18 protein-coding genes and 1 pseudogene are annotated in these 17,938 nt (G+C 69.4%); 11 read left to right on the plus strand and 8 right to left on the minus strand.

Annotation, left to right across the window (positions count from 1 at the left end):
- Window positions 1–134: 134 nt before the first annotated feature.
- Complete coding sequence (locus QF030_RS03900) at window positions 135–1,196, minus strand: oxygenase MpaB family protein (protein WP_307161230.1); 1,062 nt, start codon at window positions 1,194–1,196, stop codon at window positions 135–137.
- Window positions 1,197–1,285: 89 nt separating this feature from the next.
- Between QF030_RS03900 and QF030_RS03905 the strand changes: the two genes are divergently transcribed.
- On the plus strand, window positions 1,286–1,936 hold the full coding sequence (locus QF030_RS03905) for a TetR/AcrR family transcriptional regulator (protein ID WP_307161231.1): 651 nt from the start codon (window positions 1,286–1,288) through the stop codon (window positions 1,934–1,936).
- Window positions 1,937–2,024: 88 nt separating this feature from the next.
- Here the strand turns inward: QF030_RS03905 and QF030_RS03910 are convergent, their stop codons facing one another.
- Entirely contained in the window at window positions 2,025–5,615 is a 3,591-nt protein-coding gene (locus tag QF030_RS03910) for a BTAD domain-containing putative transcriptional regulator (protein ID WP_307161232.1), read from the minus strand.
- A 397-nt stretch (window positions 5,616–6,012) separates the two neighbouring features.
- Here QF030_RS03910 and QF030_RS03915 point away from each other — a divergent pair, with 397 nt between their 5' ends.
- Both QF030_RS03915 and QF030_RS03920 read left to right on the plus strand, forming a co-directional pair.
- Window positions 6,013–6,438: a Tat pathway signal protein gene (locus QF030_RS03915; protein WP_307161233.1), complete on the plus strand. Its 426-nt coding sequence runs from the start codon at window positions 6,013–6,015 to the stop codon at window positions 6,436–6,438.
- A 328-nt stretch (window positions 6,439–6,766) separates the two neighbouring features.
- Window positions 6,767–7,330, plus strand: coding sequence for a bacterial transcriptional activator domain-containing protein (locus QF030_RS03920; RefSeq protein ID WP_307161234.1), 564 nt, complete (start codon window positions 6,767–6,769; stop codon window positions 7,328–7,330).
- Window positions 7,331–7,380: 50 nt separating this feature from the next.
- On the opposite strand, the gene QF030_RS03925 is transcribed toward QF030_RS03920, so the two are convergent.
- From QF030_RS03925 to QF030_RS03935, 3 genes are all read right to left on the minus strand, one after another.
- Window positions 7,381–7,512, minus strand: a complete 132-nt coding sequence (locus QF030_RS03925; RefSeq protein WP_307161235.1) for a hypothetical protein — start codon at window positions 7,510–7,512, stop codon at window positions 7,381–7,383.
- A gap of 68 nt (window positions 7,513–7,580) precedes the next feature.
- Complete coding sequence (locus QF030_RS03930; protein ID WP_307161236.1) at window positions 7,581–8,456, minus strand: PaaX family transcriptional regulator C-terminal domain-containing protein; 876 nt, start codon at window positions 8,454–8,456, stop codon at window positions 7,581–7,583.
- On the minus strand, window positions 8,453–9,097 hold the full coding sequence (locus tag QF030_RS03935; RefSeq protein WP_307161237.1) for a GNAT family N-acetyltransferase: 645 nt from the start codon (window positions 9,095–9,097) through the stop codon (window positions 8,453–8,455). Before QF030_RS03935 ends, QF030_RS03930 begins: the two co-directional genes overlap by 4 nt.
- 113 nt (window positions 9,098–9,210) lie before the next feature.
- Here QF030_RS03935 and QF030_RS03940 point away from each other — a divergent pair, with 113 nt between their 5' ends.
- Entirely contained in the window at window positions 9,211–10,275 is a 1,065-nt protein-coding gene (locus tag QF030_RS03940) for an alpha/beta hydrolase family protein (protein WP_307161238.1), read from the plus strand.
- Window positions 10,276–10,593: 318 nt separating this feature from the next.
- Here QF030_RS03940 and QF030_RS03945 read toward each other — a convergent pair whose 3' ends face one another.
- Window positions 10,594–11,877, minus strand: a complete 1,284-nt coding sequence (locus tag QF030_RS03945; RefSeq protein ID WP_307161239.1) for an MFS transporter — start codon at window positions 11,875–11,877, stop codon at window positions 10,594–10,596.
- A 56-nt stretch (window positions 11,878–11,933) separates the two neighbouring features.
- On the opposite strand from QF030_RS03945, the gene QF030_RS03950 reads away from it, so the two are divergent.
- Complete coding sequence (locus QF030_RS03950; protein WP_307161240.1) at window positions 11,934–13,019, plus strand: ArsR/SmtB family transcription factor; 1,086 nt, start codon at window positions 11,934–11,936, stop codon at window positions 13,017–13,019.
- Window positions 13,016–13,267, plus strand: coding sequence for a hypothetical protein (locus QF030_RS03955; protein WP_307161241.1), 252 nt, complete (start codon window positions 13,016–13,018; stop codon window positions 13,265–13,267). Before QF030_RS03950 ends, QF030_RS03955 begins: the two co-directional genes overlap by 4 nt.
- A 98-nt stretch (window positions 13,268–13,365) precedes the next feature.
- On the opposite strand, the gene QF030_RS03960 is transcribed toward QF030_RS03955, so the two are convergent.
- Window positions 13,366–13,932, minus strand: a complete 567-nt coding sequence (locus QF030_RS03960) for a TetR/AcrR family transcriptional regulator (RefSeq protein ID WP_307161242.1) — start codon at window positions 13,930–13,932, stop codon at window positions 13,366–13,368.
- Between the two features lie 77 nt (window positions 13,933–14,009).
- On the opposite strand from QF030_RS03960, the gene QF030_RS03965 reads away from it, so the two are divergent.
- Both QF030_RS03965 and QF030_RS03970 read left to right on the plus strand, forming a co-directional pair.
- Complete coding sequence (locus tag QF030_RS03965) at window positions 14,010–14,444, plus strand: nuclear transport factor 2 family protein (protein ID WP_373428728.1); 435 nt, start codon at window positions 14,010–14,012, stop codon at window positions 14,442–14,444.
- A gap of 384 nt (window positions 14,445–14,828) precedes the next feature.
- Window positions 14,829–15,068: an ATP-dependent DNA ligase gene (locus QF030_RS03970; protein WP_307161244.1), complete on the plus strand. Its 240-nt coding sequence runs from the start codon at window positions 14,829–14,831 to the stop codon at window positions 15,066–15,068.
- Between the two features lie 14 nt (window positions 15,069–15,082).
- Here QF030_RS03970 and QF030_RS03975 read toward each other — a convergent pair whose 3' ends face one another.
- The gene (locus tag QF030_RS03975) at window positions 15,083–16,312 is read right to left on the minus strand and encodes an MFS transporter (RefSeq protein WP_307161245.1); all 1,230 of its coding nucleotides are present in this window, start codon (window positions 16,310–16,312) and stop codon (window positions 15,083–15,085) included.
- Between the two features lie 135 nt (window positions 16,313–16,447).
- Between QF030_RS03975 and QF030_RS03980 the strand changes: the two genes are divergently transcribed.
- From QF030_RS03980 to QF030_RS03990, 3 genes and pseudogenes are all read left to right on the plus strand, one after another.
- Entirely contained in the window at window positions 16,448–17,005 is a 558-nt protein-coding gene (locus tag QF030_RS03980; protein WP_307161246.1) for a CGNR zinc finger domain-containing protein, read from the plus strand.
- A 95-nt stretch (window positions 17,006–17,100) separates the two neighbouring features.
- Window positions 17,101–17,325 (plus strand): hypothetical protein, encoded by a 225-nt coding sequence (locus QF030_RS03985; protein ID WP_307167459.1) that lies wholly within the window; start codon window positions 17,101–17,103, stop codon window positions 17,323–17,325.
- Window positions 17,326–17,620: 295 nt separating this feature from the next.
- A pseudogene (locus QF030_RS03990) lies at window positions 17,621–17,853 on the plus strand (IS630 family transposase); the annotation flags it as partial.
- Window positions 17,854–17,938: the final 85 nt, after the last annotated feature.

Here is a 17,938-nt window from a genome sequence, read left to right on the forward strand (position 1 = left end):
GACCACGAGGGCCGGACGTCCGTCCGTCAACCGCCACAAGGCGTCCTGGGTATGGAGCTCATTCTCCGAGCCCTGCGCGCTGGTGCAAGGTCGTGCAGCGGCAGGAAGCGGCAGGGGCGGACGGTCGGTCCTGGTTACGAGAGAGGTCCCAGGATCTCCTGCGACTCGATGAGCCCCTGGTCGCTCGGGGCTGTACCGGCGTCGAAGACGCGGGCTGCCTGCTGTGCCCGGAATTCGAGATGGGCTTCGGCGGGCTTGGCGTAGCCGTAGCGGGCGCGGGCTTCCGCGGGCGTCAGTATGTCCTCCTTGCGGGGAGGAACGCCGAGCTTCATCGGCGCGATCACCGGAACCGTGGAGGGCGAGAGCCGTGCTATGAGGCGCAGTTCGGCCTTGGGGCTGAGGTGGGCGAGCGCGAAGGTCGCCTTCATGACGGGCACGATGAGAGTGTCGAGGAGGCGTGACTGCCGGATGCCCGCCATCTCACGCATCCAGCGCGGCATCGTGGCAACCGTGGCGATTCGCTGGGCCCTCGCGACGGCCAAGCTCGCCGGCCTCGCCCAGCGCGGCGTCGGCGGCAGGACCAGTTCGCTCCTCAGCAGGTGGTTCATCGCCTGCCGGGCGATCGGGCTGGCGGACAGCCGAGGGCGCATCCGTTCGAAGTACGCCCGGACGCCTTCACGGCTGCGCGGAACGTCGTCCGGGGAGCACGTCTGCAGCTCTGCGGCAACCGCACACGCCTCCCAGTACTCGTCCTCCTCCTGCGCGGTGAGTTTGCCGGGTCCGTACTTCTCGTACGCGTAGAGGATCGAGTGCCAGCCGGTGAGCTGGATCCACAGCTGCGAGGCGGGGTCGTTGGCATCGTAGGTCCCGCCGCCGTAGGGCAGATTGCCGATCGCCTTGGAGTGGATCCTGACCAGGACGTCCGCGGCCCTGCACACTTCCCGTGAACCAGCGAAGGCCACCATCGCGAAGTACCGCAGGGTGCGGTCGTAGCGAGTGCGGGAGCGCCGGTAGATGCCCTGGGTCGCGTGGACGGCGGCCACCAGCGGCGGGTCGAGTTCCTCCACCACCACAGCCCGCTGGAAACCGACCGTCGGCGCCGTCGGATAGCTCCAGACCTTCCAAACCACCGACCCCGGGCCGAAGAAACCGTAGTCCTCGTGCGGTTCGACCTCGCTCCACTTCAGCTTCGCCATGTAGCCGCTCCTCGTACGTCCGGGGCGCACACCGCCCAATTACGACACCACTGTCGTAAATTAAGGCACGCGTGTCGTAAAATGCCAAGGTGTCAGCTCCCCCATCTTCGGAAGACAGGCCGCGCAAGCGACGCCCCTACGCCCCGCGGCTCCCGATCGCGGAACGGCGCGAACAGCTGCTGGACGCGGCTCTCGCCGTGATCGTGAGCGACGGCTACGACCGGGTCTCCGTCGACGCCATCGCCAAGAGGGCCGAGGTAGCCCGGTCGGTGGTCTACGGCGCCTTCAACAATCTCGACGCCCTGCTGTCCGCACTGCTCGACCGTCAGCAGGCACGGGTCTTCCAACGACTGCTGGCGACGATCCCCAGCGCGGAGGACCTGCGCGACCCCGCCGCGTCCGCCTCCGAAGCGGTCCGCCGGATGTCCGCGATGCTCCGCCAGGACCCGGACACGTGGCGGCTGATCCTGCTGACTCCGGGCAACATGCCCACGGTCGTCCGCGACCGCATCGAGGCGGACAGGGAACGGTTCCGGCTCCAGGTCGAGGGATGGATCTCCCACGTCCTGGCCGACCACAGTGGCCCGGCACTCGACCCGCAGGTCCTCGCGCACGCACTCGTCGCCTGCGCGGAACACTTCGGCCGCATCGCGCTCACCGATCCCGACACGTTCGACCCGGAGCACCTGATCGGCCAAGTGCGCGTGATCCTCGACGCCCTCTTGCAGCCGACGCATTGACGGCACGTGAGCGGAGAACAGCAATCCCAACAACGGCCTCGGCAGGCCACGGGCGTCTCCCCTCACCCCCGACACCAGGCCGGGAGTCTCAGATCCCGGGTGTGATTCCGGTCGCCGGAGGCGGAGTTCGGGCGGCGACGCGGTCGTGTTCCTGATCGGCCAGTGCGGACAGGGCCGTTGCCCCGCAGCCAGTGAACAATGCTCTCGCTCGTTCCAGCTGCGCGAGTCCTTCGGGCCGGCGGTCGACGACGGACAGTGCGATGCCCGCCGTCAGCCGGGCTGTGGCTTCATAGAGTGGCATTCGAGCTGCGCAGAACGCGGCAGCGGCCTCGCACGCAGCCGCTGCCGCAGCCGCGTCTTCCCTTGCGAGGTGTACCTCGGCGCGGGCCAGCAAAGCGAAGCCGAGCTGTCCGGGCGGTCTGTCGGGGCTCACAGCGGATGCCGCGCGGCCGGCCCACATGTCGGCAGCCACCACATCGCCCCGGGCCAGTTCCGCACCGGTCAGCAGCCGCAACCACACCGTGCGCACGGGTGCTTCGAACGCTGACATTTCGGGGCCACCACCCGCTTCGATCACCCTGCGGACGCAGCCCGCCGGATCACCGGTCAACAGCAACGCATTGCCGAGCATCCCGAGGATCGCCGACCGGTACTGGGCCGGTTCGGGGCCGGCCTGCGCAAGCGACTCCTCACAGATCTTCAGTGCTCCGGCGAAGTCTCCCCGCCACATCGAGACCGCCGCGTTCACCGCCTCGGCCAGCGAGCGTGGCTCGTTGCTGCCGACGAGTGATGCCGCCTCCAGTGCGTCATCGGCGCACTTCGCTGCCTCGTCCAGATGCCCGAGCCACATCAGTACGTATGCGGAGGCAGCGAAGAGATCGGCGAGCATGAGGCTTTGGCCGGTACGACGGGAAAGGTCCAGGCCCTGACCGAGGTGCCGGAGCGCGGCGTCGTAGTGCCCCAGGAACATCTCCGTCCAGCCGATCGTGACAAGGGTGTCGATCTGGTCGACCAGTTGCTGGTCATCGGCTTCGTCGACTGCTTCCAGTACCCGGTCCAGGTAGTCGGTCGATCGGACGGAGTCCCCGGCCAAGGTATGTGCCAGGGCCAGCAGACTCCGGACAGCGGTGATCCGCCACGGGTCGCCGATGGTTTCTGCCGAGTGCAGCGCGCGTTCGCCCCAACCGATGGCTGTCGGGAAGTCGGCTGTGCGAAGCGCCACCGTCGCGACCCCCATCTGGAGAGCGGCGGTCTCGGATTCCGGCCGGTCGTCGTGGTCCGCCAGTTCCCGAAGCAGCAGCGACGTCGCCTTCTTGTAACGGCCGAGCTTCCACTCCACCGTGGCTCGGGAGACGGTCAGCCGAGCCCGCTGAGCCCCCGCCTGCGCAGGCGGCAGAGAAGGGGTCGTGCGCAGGACGTCGCGGCTCTCCAGCAGTCGTCCGGCCATGCCCAGCGCATCGGCCTGCTGGAGCCACAGTTCGGGCCGCAGCCGACTCCGCTCACCGAGCAACCGCAGGGCTTCCTGCGTCCAGTGCGCGGCAGCGGCCGGTGCGATCGTCATCACCTGACGGGCGGCCCGTACCAGTACGTCAACGGCATGTTCGTCTCCCACCCGCGCCGAACGCTGAAGGTGCGACGCCTGGGCGGTCAGCGGTGCGCCGTGCAGCGCCAGGCCGTGCGCGGCCCGGGCATGCGCCTCGATCCGCCAGCCGGCGCCCGCCCCCTGGTACACCGCTGCCCGCACCAGCGGATGGCGGAACCGGAATCGGCGCGTGGAGCCGATCTGGCGTACCAGGTCCCGCTCCGCGATCTCGTCCAGGGCGGCAAGGGCCTGTGCCTCACCGGTCCGGGCCACGACGGCGACCATCTCGGCTTCGAAGGAGTCACCGAGCACCGAGGCCGCCTGGGTACAGGCCCTCGCGGTGGCCGACAGACCTCCCAGCTCCTCCAGCAGTGCGGCACGCACCGATTGCGGCAGATCGTCGGCGACAGGCACCGCGTCGGCCGGGAGCACCGACGGGCTTTCGTTCCCGGCGCTTCGGGCCAGCGCCTCCAGGTAGAACGGGTTGCCGCCGCTGGCCTCGTACAGCCGTCGGAAACGCCAGTGATCCGGCCTGGCCCCGCACAGCTCCGCCCCCTCGGCCGGGGACAGCGGCCCCAGCTCGATTCTGACCACACTTCCCTCCCTTCCGGCCCTCGCCAGTGCCGCGGCCAGTCGCGGCGGAGCCTGCCGGGGACGGTAGGCGAGGGCGAGGAGGAGCGGTGTCCTCGGCGGGTGCCGTACCAGATGGTCGATCAGCTCGGCCGTACCGTCATCCGTCCACTGCAGGTCGTCCAGGCTGAGCACGAGCCCGCCGTCGGCACTCAGCGCCTCCAGCAACGTCCGCACCGCTCGGTGGAACCAGTACCGTTCGACCGTCACCGGATCCGGCCCGGTCGGTAACCGGTCACGGAGTGCGGGGAACACCGTACTCAGCAGCGCGAACGCGCCGGGCAGTGATCCATCGTGCCGGAGCCGGAGGAAGTCCACACGGCCGAGGTGGTCGTCCAAGGCGTCCACGAACGCACCGTACGGAGCCCGGTCGAACTCCACGCTGCGGCCGGCCAGGGTCACGAAACCGCGCGCTCTCGCCCGCTCGCCCAGTTCGCCGAGCAGCCGTGTCTTTCCGATACCCGGTTCCCCGACCACCTCGACCACCGCCGGCGCACCGGCCAGGGCATCCCCTGTCGCACCGTCGAGAACCGCCAACTCCGCTGCCCGCCCGACGAATTGGCTCCCCGTCCGGGCGCGCCGCGGTGTCGGCGGGCCGGGCAGGTCGGCGCCGTCCCGTGGGGTTCCCACCGGCGGGGGCGTGGGCGACGGACCCGGCCCGAGAGCGGGTGCGGATCCCGGAGCACGCCCGGCAGCGGGGCCGGCGGCGGGGACGTTGTTCAATGCGGGGTCGGTGGTGAGGATCTGCTGGTGCAGTCGCCTCAGCGGGAGGCCAGGGTCACAGCCGAGCTCTTCGGCCAGCAGCAGCCGGATCTGCTGGTAGTGGTTGAGGGCATCGGCCGGGCGACCGCAGCGGTACAGGGTGAGGATGAACTGGCCGGCCAGTCGTTCGTCGAGTGGGTGCATCTCGACCCGGGCCGACAACTCGGACAACAGTCCGCCGTGGTGACCGCAGCGGAGCAGGACGTCGGTGTGGTCCAGTTCGACCGCGACCCGTTCTTGGCCGACCGCGTCGCGGAGGGCGTTGACCCAAGGGGTGTCCAGACCCGCGAAGGCATCTCCCCGCCAGAGGCCGAGTGCCTGCCCGAACAGGGTTGCAGCCCGCTCGTCCTGTTCGTTCCGCGCGGCCGCGCGAGCCCGTGCGGCAACGTCACGGAAACGGTGCAGATCCACTGCCACCGCCTCGACGTCGAGGACATACCCACCGGAACGGCGGACGATCTCCGCCCCCTGGGCGACGGCCAAGGCCCGCCGCAGACGGGAGACATAGCCGTAGACCGTGTTCCGGGCCCGCTGCGGGGGACGGTCGGCCCAGACGCGCTCGACGAGCTGGTCCACCGAAACCACCTGGTTGGCGTCCACCAGCAGCACTGCGAGCACACACCGCTGACGGGCATGGCCCAGATCGACGATTCGGCCGTCCACCCGCGCCTCGACGCTGCCGAGCACACCGAACTCAACCGTCACAGCACGCCCCCGACTCTCGGATCCCACCTTGGCATAACACCTTCGACCAGCCAATTCAACGTTTGCTCAAGGTTCGCCGACGGTCGGCCGAGCATCTTGGTCCAGGACAGGAGACAGCGGCACGAAGAACCCGGAGGGCCAGCTCGGCAAGCGTTCAGCGCACACAGCGACACGCCGCACCCGACGGGCGGGCGGTCTGCGACCCGGGGACGCGGAGTGGCGCCTCCGCACCAATTCCCCGGATACGCACGCATGTAGCGGCAGAACGCAGGCTGTCCCACTGAACGCACAGCGACCTCGCCCCGGGGTGCGAGCAGCACAGCCCTTGGGCCTCTGTCCCGTCGTCCACCCAGTGGATCCGTTCACCGTCACACCATCGACATCCAGGAGGACCGCCATGGTCAATGGCATCACGCTCAAGAGCGTTCAGAAGAAGCTCGCGGTCGCGGCCGCCGCCGCAGGCCTGGTCATGGCCTTCTCCGGCCAGGCTCAGGCCGCGAGCTACTACCAGAGCACGTCCGACGGCTGCGCCTCCGTCAACGGCTCCTACAACTACTGGCAGGTCACGACGGGCTACGACACCAACTGGGACTTCACGATCTGGGACAACTGCGCGGACGGCAAGGGCGCGGGGCTCTACACCACCTACCAGAAGTGGGAGAACGGAGGGTGGAACTACCACGGCTACACCAAGCTCGGTTCGGACAGCAACGGCGCCAACGGCACCCCCGGCTACGCGAACGGCAGCGGGCACAGCGTCCGCGACGTGAAGCTGTACGTCTGCTTCGTCGGTGACGGCAATTCCTGCGTGGCGCTGTTCTGACGTTCCCAGGAGTGGGTCCGGGTGAGCCCCCGGCCCTCGCCGGCGACACCCCGTAGGGGCAGGGAGGGCGTGGTCGAAGTGCGCAGAGGCGCCCGGATCCTGGTGTACGGAGATGGCGTGGACGCCACGGCACCGGTGGAGGCGGCCTGTGTGCCAGCGGCAGCGGCTCAGTCTCCGCCACCGGATCCGGGCAGCACACGCGCCCCCCTCGTGGCGCCCGTTCTCCAGCCTGGTCGCTGATTCACGTTGGATTCCGGGCCGCCGAAGTCCGGGCTGGCCGTCACCCGGCCACAGGACACACCCAGCTTCCACCCGGGCCAGTTGCCGGATGCAGGGCCTGCGCAGCTCCCTGGGCAGCGACCCGTCCGGCAACGTCTACGTGCCGCGCCGCAAGGCGGGCGAGGACGCGTACCGGCTCACTGCCAGCGTGCGATGCGACTGGACCCGGTTCCTCCAGCTCGTCGAACGCGCACTGCCGCTGGGTCCGTCTGGCCTTCCCGACCTGGAGAAGGCGCTGACGCTGGTGCGGGGCAAGCCGTTCGGCGGTCGGCCACTGCCCTGGGCCAGGCCCTATCAGCAGGAAATGATCACGCTGATCGTCGACGTCGCGCACACCGTGGCCACCTACCGCATCCCCGCAGGCCCCCACCACGATCTGAACGCCGCGCGCCGGGCCGTCTCGACCGGTCTCGATGTCGACGACACGGCCGAGCTCCTCTACCGGGATTGGATGCGTCTGGAAGCTGCGCGCGGGAACCGCTCCGGGCTGCACACCGCGATCACTCGCGTGCAGCAGGTCAACCGGGATTTGGTCTGCTCGCTCGAGATAGAGACCACGCAGCTCATCGACGAACTCCTCAACGGCTCGGGCACCGTACGCAAGGCGCTGTAGCCGATCGGTACGCGAGCGCCCTACCGGCCGGAAACGACGTCCCGGGCTGCCTACGCGAGCAGTTCACCGATGGCGGCCTCGGTGGAGGCGGGAGGGCGCGCACTCCACTGGCAGAAGGTGTCGCGGACGGCCTGCGCGACGGCCTGGACGTGCTGCGCCAGGTCGTCGTCGAGCGCCGTCACGTCTCCGGCCGTACACGTCGAGTTGTAGAGCAACCAAGGCCTGGCGCTCGCGCGGTGCCTCACCCATTTCACTGCGCGGCACCGTCTGCTACCTCTCGGGTGATGTCGGCGTAGAGGCGGAAGAGGACCGGGCGGGCTTCGCCGTGTTCTCGGTGGTGCAGGGCGGACCAGCACCGGGCGATGAGGGCCCGGGTTTGGGTGCCGGGCCATGGCTGGGGCAGGAGTTGAGGCGGCAGGAGTGGGTCGGGTTCCATGGCGCGCGTGAGTTCGGCGGCTAGTTCGACCGCGATGGTGAGGAGTGCGGAGGGGGAGAGCCGGTCGGGGCCGGTGAGCGCGGCGAGGCGGGGGTGGGCGAGGCGGCTGAGGCGGTGGTAGCGCTCGGCGATCTCCTGCAGGGGCCACAGATGGCGGGCGAGTTCGGCAGGCTCCTGGGTGGCGCCCCTTCGCAGGTCCGTCGTGGTGAGAAGGGTGAGCGCTTCATGGGCGCCTAGGTGGCGGGCCGCTTCTTCAACGTACGGTTCCCAAGTGTTGGCGCAGACGTACAGTCCTCCCTGCAGCGGGGCACCGCCGAGGTGGACGAGGGTCTCGCGTAGGGAGTCCCGGGCCGTGCGCGCCGATTCGGGCACCGCGAAGGCGGCGAGGTGCCAGACACCGTCCCAGGGCGCGAGCCCGGCGTCCTGCTGGAACGCGTGGCGTAGGAAGTCGGCGTTGGGGGTGAGGGCACGCATGGTGTCCGCGGTGGCGTGCAGCTCGGCCTTGCGACCTCGGCCCTCGTGGGTGAACCGGCCTTCGGTCACGAGGCGTTTGACGCACAGCCGCACCTGCTGGTCACTCATGCCCAGGGTGTTGGCGACGGTGTAGAGCTCGTCCGCGCGGACGGTGCCGTCCTCGCGGATCAGCGCGTGGACGAGCATGCGGGTGGGGATCTCGATGTGTTCGGTCATGGTGTGTTCAATCCTCTCGGCCCGTTCGCCCCGACAGGGCGGTGCATGGTGGTCACCGCGCCGAAGCCCATGAGTCCGCGAAGCCAGGGCGTGTGCTCGATCCGTACGGCCGTGAAGCCGCGCCGCTCGTACAGAGCCCTGGCGCGCGGGTTGGTGTCGATCACGTCCAGTCGGATCTCCCGGCAGTCCTGCTCAGCCGCGACTGCGGCCACTTCTTCGATGAGCAGGCTTCCGACACCGCGGCCACGTATGTCCGGGTCCACGGCGATGCCGTCCATGACGAGCTGCCCGGGGGCCGGGTGGCGTTCGAACAGGGCGAGGAGCAGGAGTCGGTGCAGTCCCCGCAGGTGCCCGTATGCGCGCAGCACGGCCGCAGCCGAGCCCCCGGTGAGGGCCCGCCCGCCGAGCTGGTAGCCGGCGAGGCCGACGAGCTGCCCATCGAGGAACGCGCACACCGCGCGGTCGGCGTTCAGGTGGGCGGTGAGGAAGGACACCGCCTTGTCCGGCGGGTTCAGGGCGGGGCCGAGTTTGCGGCCGAAGGCGTCCCAATACAGCTCGGCCACCCGCCGCTCGGCTCCTTCCGGTATCCCCCGCCGGACTGTCACCGGCCCGGTGCCGGTATCCGGCGCGTCGAATCCCATGCGATGTCCCCTCTTGTGGCCGTAACCTCCCCTCGAAACTATCACTCACTGAACGATCGTTCCAGTAGTGATAGTTTTATGTCGATTGAATCGAACAGAGGCGGTCAGATCTCATGTACGCAAAGATCCAGCCCCGACGGCGCGTGCTCCGCATCGCCGCGTGGTCCATCGTCGCGGTCCTGGTCGTGGCCGCTGGTCTCGTCGGCGTGGTGCTGTGGCAGAACACCTACGACATGGAGGAGGAACGGGTGTCGATACGCCACGGCGGCCACACCCTCAACGGAGTACTCGCCACTCCCAGGGACGCCCGCAAGCAGCACGGCCTGGTCGTGTACGTTCACGACGACGGCCCCGTCAGCGCCACCCACGACGACGGTTACAAGCCCATGTGGGAAGCGAATGCCAAGGCCGGGTACGCCTCCCTGTCCTGGGACAAGCCCGGAGTCGCAGGCGCACCCGGCGACTGGCTCGACCAGTCCATGGACGACCGAGCCGACGAGGCCGCCGCCGCCATCGCCTGGGCCCGCGCCCGCCCGGACATCGATGGCGACCGGATCGGGCTCTGGGGCGCCAGTCAGGCGGGCTGGGTCGTGCCGAAGATCGCCGCCAAGACGCCCGTGAGCTTCGTCATCGCCGTCTCGCCTGCGATCAACTGGCTCCAGCAGGGCCGCTACAACCTTCTCGCCGAGCTGCGCGCCGACGGCGCGTCGGCGGCCCGCACCGAGGCGGAGATCGCCAGGAGCGAGACGACCCGCCGGCTGCTGGAACGCGAGGCGACCTTCGAGGAGTACGTCAGGGCGATGGGCGGCGACGCGGACGGCATGACCGCCGACCGCTGGGGCTTCATCTCCAAGAACTACACCGCGGACGCCACCCAGGATCTCCGCGCTCTGCGCGGTGTACCCGTATTGCTCACCCTCGCAGGCCACGACATCAACGTGGACACCGCCGACACGGAGCGCGGCTACCGCAGTGCGCTGGACCGAGGCGGTGCATTGACGGTCAAGCGATACCCGGACGCGGCCCATTCACTGCTCAAACGGTCCATCGAGCAGTCGGACCTCAAGACCACGCTCACCGCGCTCTTCTTCCCTCGTTCGCTCTTCGCGGACGGATACCTGGACGACCAACGGCAGTTTCTTGAGGATCTCGGCCACGGCGGCAACGCCACGCCATGACACTCCCGCAAGGCCGGCACGTGGTCGTAAGGACACCAGAGAACCTGGCGCAGGTCGGCCTGTCCTGGCGGCCGCAGCAGGGGTATGTCGCGTAGATACAGCTGGGCCACGGGCAGCATGGGCAGTCTGCGGGCAACGGGCAACGGAGGGCCGAAGTCGAGTCGCTCCGCGAGCGTTGCGGCGTTCCGCTCCTTGATCGTCTCCGCCCTCGGGCGTTATCCCAGGACCACCGTGATCACCTTGGCCCCTGAGTGCTCTTCTTAGCCGGGTCGAGCATGGTGGTTGGCCCACGAAGTGGGCGTGCGGGCGGTGCCGGGTTCACGCTTCGGTGGCGGACGTCGCTGATGCCCGGTGGGACGGCGCCAAAGTTCCCGGCAGCTCTCGGAGGGCGCGGATGGGGGAGCAGAAGACCGGGAGGAAGGCGCTGGCCAGGCACACGGCGCCTGCCCACACGGCGATGCGTACGTTCGCGGCCTCACCGATGAGGCCGCCCAGGGTGGAGCCGATGGCCAGGGCGCCGGTGAGCAGGAAGCGGAAGGTGGCGTTCATGCGGCCGAGTAGCGGATCCGGAGTCAGGTGCTGGCGCAAGGTGACGCCCAGGACGTTGTCGATGCCCGTCTTGGTCATGGTAACCAGCCACGCAGCGCCGGCCACCCACAGCCACGTACCGGTGCCGACCAGTGCAACGGCCAGCGCGGCGGGTGCGAACCACAGCCCGGCCAGGGCCAGGGTGCGGCCGTGGCCGAGGCTGGCGGCGAGGGGGCGGGCGAGGCGGGCACCGAACAGGATGCCCAGGCCGCCGGCTGCCCAGTACAGGCCGAGTGCTGCGGCGGGCAGGTGCAGTTCGCGGGTGAACAGCACTGGCAACATGGCGTTGATCATCTGTGCGCCGAGGTTGGTGAGGGTCGCGGTGAGCGCCAGGGACCGCAGCTCGCGGGTGCCCAGGACGTGGCGCAGCCCTTCCGCGATCTCGGTACGTAGCCGTCGCCTGGCGCTCGAGGGCTGCGTGCGAGCGGGGTTGCGGGCCATACCAGTGAGCCAGCCGGCGGAGGCGAGGTAGGCGAGGGCCCCGCCGAGAATCGCCAGGGGTGCCGTGAGGAGTTGGACCATCAAGCCGCCGGCGCCGCGGCCGGCGATGTTGGCGCCGGCCATCAGGCTGACGATGGCGGCGTTCGCCGGTACCAGGCGCTCGCGGCCGACCAGTTCGGGCAGGACGCTCTGCGAGCCGACGTCGAAGAACACGGTGGCACAACCGCTCAGCAGCACCACTGCGTACAGCTGCGGCAGCGAGAGCACGCCCAGCCACCAGGTGACCGGAATGGAGGCGAGCAACACCGCGCGAGCGGCGTCGGCGGCCACCAGCAGGCGGCGCCCGGGCAGGCGGTCCACCCACGCGCCCGCGGGCAGCCCGATGAGCAGGAAGGCGGCGGTGGACAGCGCAGCCAGCGCACCGGCCTGGCCGGGGCCGGCGTCGAGCGTGGTGACGGCGAGCAGCGGAATCGCCACATAACCGACGTTGCTGCCGAGGTGGCTGAGGGCGCTTGCGGCAAAGAGCGTGCGGAAGGCGCCCACGCGCCACGGAGAATCTGGGGCTTTGGTCATGCGGCGTACGGTGCGGGACGCTGCGCGGCTCCCCACAGAGATTTAGGCTCAGCTAAATGATCGAGGTGGAATTCGCCATCGAGGACGTGGCACGCACCCGCTTCGCGATCTCTCCGCTGTGGGAGGTCGTGGCAAGCGTCCGGGTGCTCAAGGGTGCGGACGAACACGGCCTGCACCGCACATGGGCAGACCGCGTACGCCCCCGGCTGGCGGCGGCAGGTCTCGACCTGAGCCCGCTGTTCGACCTCGTCCCGATGCCCGTCCGCTCGCCCTGGGCCGGCCGCATCCCGGGGTTCATCTGCCCGCCGCCCACGACGCCGCTGCCGTCGCTGGAGGTGGAGCTGGCCACGGTGCGGGCCATGCCGCCGGCGCTTCTGCACACCACGGCCGAAGTGCCGGAAGCGCGGATGGCCGCACTGCGCGGCAATCCGGCCACCGAGCTCGCGCGGCTGGCCGATGCGATCGAGGCGTACTGGGAGCTGGCGCTGGCCCCGTACTGGTCACGCATCCTCACCCTTCTGGAGGACGACATCCGCTACCGCGCCGGCCGCCTGGTCGCCGGCGGCGCACAGCACCTGTTCACCGACCTCGACCCGCAGGTCACCTGGGCCCAAGGCACCCTGCACCTGGAACACCGCACCGCGCGCGGAGCGCGCCGGCTCGACGGCCAAGGCCTGCTGCTGGTGCCCTCCGTCTTCATCTGGCCACGCGTCTTCTCCGTGCTCAACGAACCCTGGCAGCCCTCGCTGCGCTATCCACCCCGCGCCGTCGGCACGCTCTGGCACACCCGGCCCGCGACCGCCCCCAACGCCCTGGCGGGGGTGCTGGGGCGCTCCCGCGCGATGGTCCTGACCGAGCTGACCGCCCCCGCATCCACCACCGAACTCGCCCGCCGTACCGGCCTGACCCCCGGCGGCACCTCCCAGCACCTCACCGCCCTGCGGAACGCCGGTCTGGTCAGCGCCCACCGCGCAGGCAGGCAGGTCCTGTACGCGCGTACCCGAGCCGGCCAGACAGTGACAGAGGCTGCCCAGTCGGGCTCACCACCATCCGCTGCGGACGCACAAACCCAGCACCCACAGGCTGCCGACGAATTTCGAGGGGCCAACCCCAATGCGAAGCCGGGCTTGAGCCCGGTGTGAAACTCGGGGCCTATCTGCGCAGGACATCATCGCGTCTGGCAATCGACACGTTGCGCGCGCAGAAGCGGATCGATCTGATGGACGAGACCGCGCTTGTGGCGGCCAGCAACCCGGGCGGTGAGGACGCCGATCCGCTGAAGGAGCTGGTCCAGCCCGCGATCGAGGCCATGCCGCTCAGCAGGCGCCGCACGGTTGTGCAGCTGCAGAGCCAGGGTCTCGCGACGCCAAAGTCGTGGGGGGCCCGATGAAGCCGACGCGGAAACACGGTGGAGCCCGTTCCACCCCTACTACCGCTGCTGAGCCTGAGTACAGCCTGCTCACATTCCGAGCAACGGGGACTCTTCGTTCACCCCGGCGGTCCTGCCAGGGCTTTGATGGCCGGGCGGAGCAACGCGGCGATGTGATCCGCAGGGGCCTCACGCAGTGCGGCCAGGCCGAGGAGCTGGTGGCCGATGGTCACGCCCAGCAATGCGGTGACAACCAGTGCGGCGCGCAGTTCGGGATCCTCGGCAGCGGGCAGGGCTGCACCGACGCTGTCGATCTGCCGGCCGAGAGCGGCACGGACGTGATCGGCTGCTGCCTGGTCGGTGAGCATCGACCGCATCATCGCCAGCGTGCCCTCGGGAAGACCGCCGAGCTTGAGGCCGAGCGAGGCCAGCAACTGATCGACGAGCTCGTCGGCGCCGGTGACCGTCAGCGGGGTCGGCAACGCCTGCACGGCTTGGCTGAACAGCTCCCGTTTCGAGCCGAAGTACTGCATGACCAGAGCCGGATCGACGCTTGCCGCGGCCGCCACAGCGCGGATGGTGGTGCGCTCGAATCCCTTCTCAGCGAACAGCTCCCGGGCGCTGTCGAGGATGCGTACCTCGGTCGCTCGGCGGCGGTCGGCGCGGGACTGGCGAGGAGTGGACACCGATTCACTCTACAGCCGTTGACCGAACTTCCAGCCGACCATACCGTGAGTGGGTCAACAAGCGTTGAGCGAATGGAATGACCCCCGTGTCACCTCTGGATACACCTGCCGTTCGCACCCCTCACGAGGTGCTGACCTGCTACTACCAAGCCATGCTCGACAAGTCGCCAGACGATCTCGCCGATCTCTACGCCATCGATGCGGTGCACAAGTTCCCGTTCACCTCACCCGGCTTCCCCGCATGCTTCGAGGGTCGTGAGGCCGTGCGCGCCGGTTACCGAGCGGTCTGGGGCGCCAGCCCCGCCAAGGTGCAGGAGGTCAGGAGGATCGCGACCCACGAGACCGCCGATCCCGAAGTGATCATCGCCGAGCATGTCGTGGTGGGAACGCTGCCGCCCAAGGCCACCACGTTCACCGTCCCCGGCCTCCTGATACTCCACGTACGCAACGGACTGATCACACGGGTCCACGACTACATGGACGGCTCAGGAGTCGCCAGCGCCAGGGCCTGACGGCCCGACCAGAACGTCGAAGGCACCCGCGCCAAGCTGAAACGCCTGGTCAAGCTCGGAATCCTCACCGAGGCGGACACCGGCAACTTCGCCAGGAGGCAATAGCCCACCGGCCCTCCAGCAGCAACCTTGCCTCAACCTCAGGCAGAAACAGACATCACGTTACGAACCGCCCACTCAGAACTCTCACAGATGGAGGTGCCCGAGGTGCGTCTTCGGCGGGCACCGGCGCCTCACCCTGACCATGTCGCCTCGCCCGAATCGTGCCAGGTAGCTCTGAGACACATAGTGGTGAAGTTTCGGTGCAGACACATCGCACAGCGTAAGCGGCCTGGCGGTGAGCAACTACGGAGTTTCCCCGAGCTACGTGGAAGGTATGGCCGCATGACGTGGTCCTTGCCCGAGCCGATGCTCACCGTGGCCGTGGACAGCCCTGTCCTACCCGCTGGGTGTGCCGCGGAGCCTAAGTGGGACGGCTACCGTGCCCAGCTCGCCGTGTACGCGGGCGGGCGGGTGCTGCTGCGCTCACGGCGCGGCACGGACATGACGGCCGCGTTCCCCGAGATCCGGGCGGCTGCCCTGGCGCAGCTGCCGGAGGACACCGGGTTGGACGGCGCTATGTGACCTGCACGGGTGTCTCAAGTGCTCGGTGTCTCAGGCGATGGGCGGTCGCCCCTGTTCGGGCGCCCATACAGGAGGACTACGCCCAGCGCGGCCCCAGCAACTTGGCAGGCGGCCACTGCTAGGACGAGGCTTCCCGGCCCGGCGGCCTGCCAGACGCCCGCGAGGGCAGCCCCGCCTGCGGCAAAGGTGCTCTTGATGCTTGCTCCCAGGGTGAAGACCTGGGTACGGGCACCTTGGGGCGCGTAACGGTCGCGCCCGGCCAGCAGTGCGGCGAAGAGCGGACCGGTGCACCACCCGGCCAAGGCGAAGCCGCCGACTGCCGCGGTGGCACTGTCCATCCAGGGCACGGCGGCCAGCGGCACCCCGGTCGCGAAAAGCATGGTCACGACGGTCCGTTCGGGGCGCAGGGTGCCCCACGGCCGCCAGGCGTACGCCAGAGAACCGGTCAGCGAGCCGAGTGCCATCGCGGTCATCAGACCGCCTGCGGCCCAGGGTGTCCGGTAGTGGGTGGCGAGCAGCACGCAGACCACGGGCAGAGCACCGATCCCGAGCTGGCCCACCCCGCTGGCCCAGGTGAGCGACCGCAGCGGCGGATCGCGGACCAGCAGCGCGATGGCGGCACCCAGACCGGCGGGGCGCGGTCCAGCGCCCCGTCCGGGGCGGCGCCGCAGCGGCAGGGCGAAGACCAGTAGGCCTCCTGCGGCGGCTCCTGCCCCCAGGGCCACGACGGCGGGGGCGGGACCGGTAGCCGCCGCGAGGGCGGAGGCGAGGGCAGGCCCGGTGATTCCTGCCAGGTTGTAGGAGACGGCGTCCAGGCTGAAGGCGCGGGGCAACTCCGTGGACGGCAGCAGGTCGCTCAGCAGGCTGGTCAGGCCACCGGTCAGCAGCGGGGTACAGCAGCCCGCCGCGGCGGCCATTGTTAGGACGACCGGAGCGGGTGCCCGCCCAATCAGCCCCGCGACCACGGTCAGGCCTGCCCCGTAGTAGACCAGGCAACCGGCGTGGAACAGCCGCCGGCGCCGGACCCGGTCCGCGAGGGCACCGGCCAACGGGGCGGCGACGACGCTGGGAAACAGCAGGGCAGCGACGAGTGCGCCCCCGAAGCCGGCACTGCCGGTGCGTTCTACGGCGAGCACTACTACACCGATCCGCGCCCCTTCGGAGGCGAGGCGGACCAACACGGCCACCAGCATGTACCGGGCGAGCACCCATTTGTGCGTGCCTGAGCGCGTTCCCGTATGCATGGGTGTCTGCGTACGCAAGTGCATGCCTCCGACCGGATTCCGCGCCTCGCCGCCCCATGTGCGGCCCACCTTCTCTCGTCATACCCTGAAGGTATGACGACATGTGCGTTCGAGATCCCCGCTCATACTCGAGGGGTGAGATTCACCTTCGTCAGTGATCACGTTGCCCTCGACTTCGCCGCTACGGTGGCCTGGCGCACCACCCGTCACACGGAACTGCTCGCTGAGCCAGAGGACTTCGCCCGATGGGCGACCGCAGCCGAGGTGGTCGACCGACTGGAGGCGGTGAGCCAGGGCGACCTGGTTGCGGCCCGCACGTTGCGCGAGGCGATCTACCGCTTGGCACTCGCCGCCGCCGCAGGAGAGCCGGGTGACCCGCAGGACGCCGCCGTGATCCGGCGGGCCGCCGCACACACACCGGTCCGCCCCGCGCTCCAGGCCCTGGGCGAGGTGGAACGCCGCGGCGGAGTCAATGAGGTGCTGGCCACTGTCGCGGCGAGTGCCAGCGACCTGCTCGGCGGTCCCGGCCGACTCCTCATCCGGCACTGCACCGGTGAGCCATGCACACGTCTTTTCCTCGACCGCTCCAGGGCAGGTACCCGACGCTGGTGCTCGAAGCGTAGCTGTGGCAGCAGGATCAACGCCGCCGCCTACCGCCGCCGGGTCCGCCAGGACGGGCAGACCACGAAGTGACGAGGACAAGTACCCCGCGATGAGACAGGCTGGCAGCTCACATAAATGGCGAGTTGGTCGTATGGGACGCCGCGGGCCGCCTCGCATTCGAGCGGTTGCAGAACCAGCTTGCCCGGCGTGGTGCCGGGGCGGCTCGGGCGGCGGAGGAGTGGCCGGCTCACTTCGTCGCGTTCGATCTGCTGCGGCTGTCTGGGACGTGCACCACCTCTTGGCCGTATCGGCGGCGCAGGGCCGCGCTGGAGTCCGTGTTCGTCGGCTGTCGGCGCCGTGGGCCCTTTGCCCGTCGACCACCGAGGCCGACGTCGTACGCGAGTGGCTGACGTGGGCGTCGGTCGGGATGGAGGGTGTGGTCTTCAAGAGGCTCAATGACGCCTACCGCCCGTCGGTGAGGGGCTGACAGAAATACAAGATCCGCGAGACGAGCGAGGCCATCGCGGCGATCACGGGCTCTCTGGCCGCTCCCCGCACGCTGCTGCTCGGCAGATACGACACCGAAGGGCGCTTTCAGTACGTCGGCCGCACTACCACCCTGGCCCAGGCGGCAGGTGCGGCGGTCGCCGGTCTGCTCGCTGCGGGGCAGCGCGGTCATCCGTGGACAGGCTGGTCGACGTGCCCTTCACCCCCACCAGCAGCTCCTGGCTCCACCAGGTCGAGCGGTGGTTCGGCCTGCTCACCGACAAGCAGATACGGCGAGGCGTCCACAAGAACGTCCAGGCCCTGGAGAAGGACATCCCTGGATCAGGACCTGGAACGAGGACCCGAAACCCTTCGTTTGGACGAAGACCGCAGACGAGATTCTCGAACGCCTCGCCGGATATTTGAACCGAATTCCCGACTCAGGACATTAGCGAGGCGGTGCAGAAACTCCGCGACCAGCTCACCCCCGTTGGGTAGGCGTCCGCCCCCGTCTAGTACTGCAACGGTTCTTGCCGT

It is taken from the genome of Streptomyces rishiriensis (assembly GCF_030815485.1).
Lineage (GTDB): Bacteria > Actinomycetota > Actinomycetes > Streptomycetales > Streptomycetaceae > Streptomyces > Streptomyces rishiriensis_A.

Excerpts from the sequence above, each read along its gene's own strand:
- QF030_RS03975 (WP_307161245.1), bottom strand. The coding sequence starts at position 16,312 with ATGCATACGGGAACGCGCTCAGGCACGCACAAATGGGTGCTCGCCCGG.
- QF030_RS03970 (WP_307161244.1), top strand. The coding sequence starts at position 14,829 with ATGACGTGGTCCTTGCCCGAGCCGATGCTCACCGTGGCCGTGGACAGC.
- QF030_RS03900 (WP_307161230.1), bottom strand. The coding sequence starts at position 1,196 with ATGGCGAAGCTGAAGTGGAGCGAGGTCGAACCGCACGAGGACTACGGT.
- QF030_RS03940 (WP_307161238.1), top strand. The coding sequence starts at position 9,211 with ATGTACGCAAAGATCCAGCCCCGACGGCGCGTGCTCCGCATCGCCGCG.
- QF030_RS03920 (WP_307161234.1), top strand. The coding sequence starts at position 6,767 with ATGCAGGGCCTGCGCAGCTCCCTGGGCAGCGACCCGTCCGGCAACGTC.
- QF030_RS03945 (WP_307161239.1), bottom strand. The coding sequence starts at position 11,877 with ATGACCAAAGCCCCAGATTCTCCGTGGCGCGTGGGCGCCTTCCGCACG.
- QF030_RS03950 (WP_307161240.1), top strand. The coding sequence starts at position 11,934 with ATGATCGAGGTGGAATTCGCCATCGAGGACGTGGCACGCACCCGCTTC.
- QF030_RS03930 (WP_307161236.1), bottom strand. The coding sequence starts at position 8,456 with ATGACCGAACACATCGAGATCCCCACCCGCATGCTCGTCCACGCGCTG.
- QF030_RS03965 (WP_373428728.1), top strand. The coding sequence starts at position 14,010 with ATGACCCCCGTGTCACCTCTGGATACACCTGCCGTTCGCACCCCTCAC.
- QF030_RS03935 (WP_307161237.1), bottom strand. The coding sequence starts at position 9,097 with ATGGGATTCGACGCGCCGGATACCGGCACCGGGCCGGTGACAGTCCGG.
- QF030_RS03915 (WP_307161233.1), top strand. The coding sequence starts at position 6,013 with ATGGTCAATGGCATCACGCTCAAGAGCGTTCAGAAGAAGCTCGCGGTC.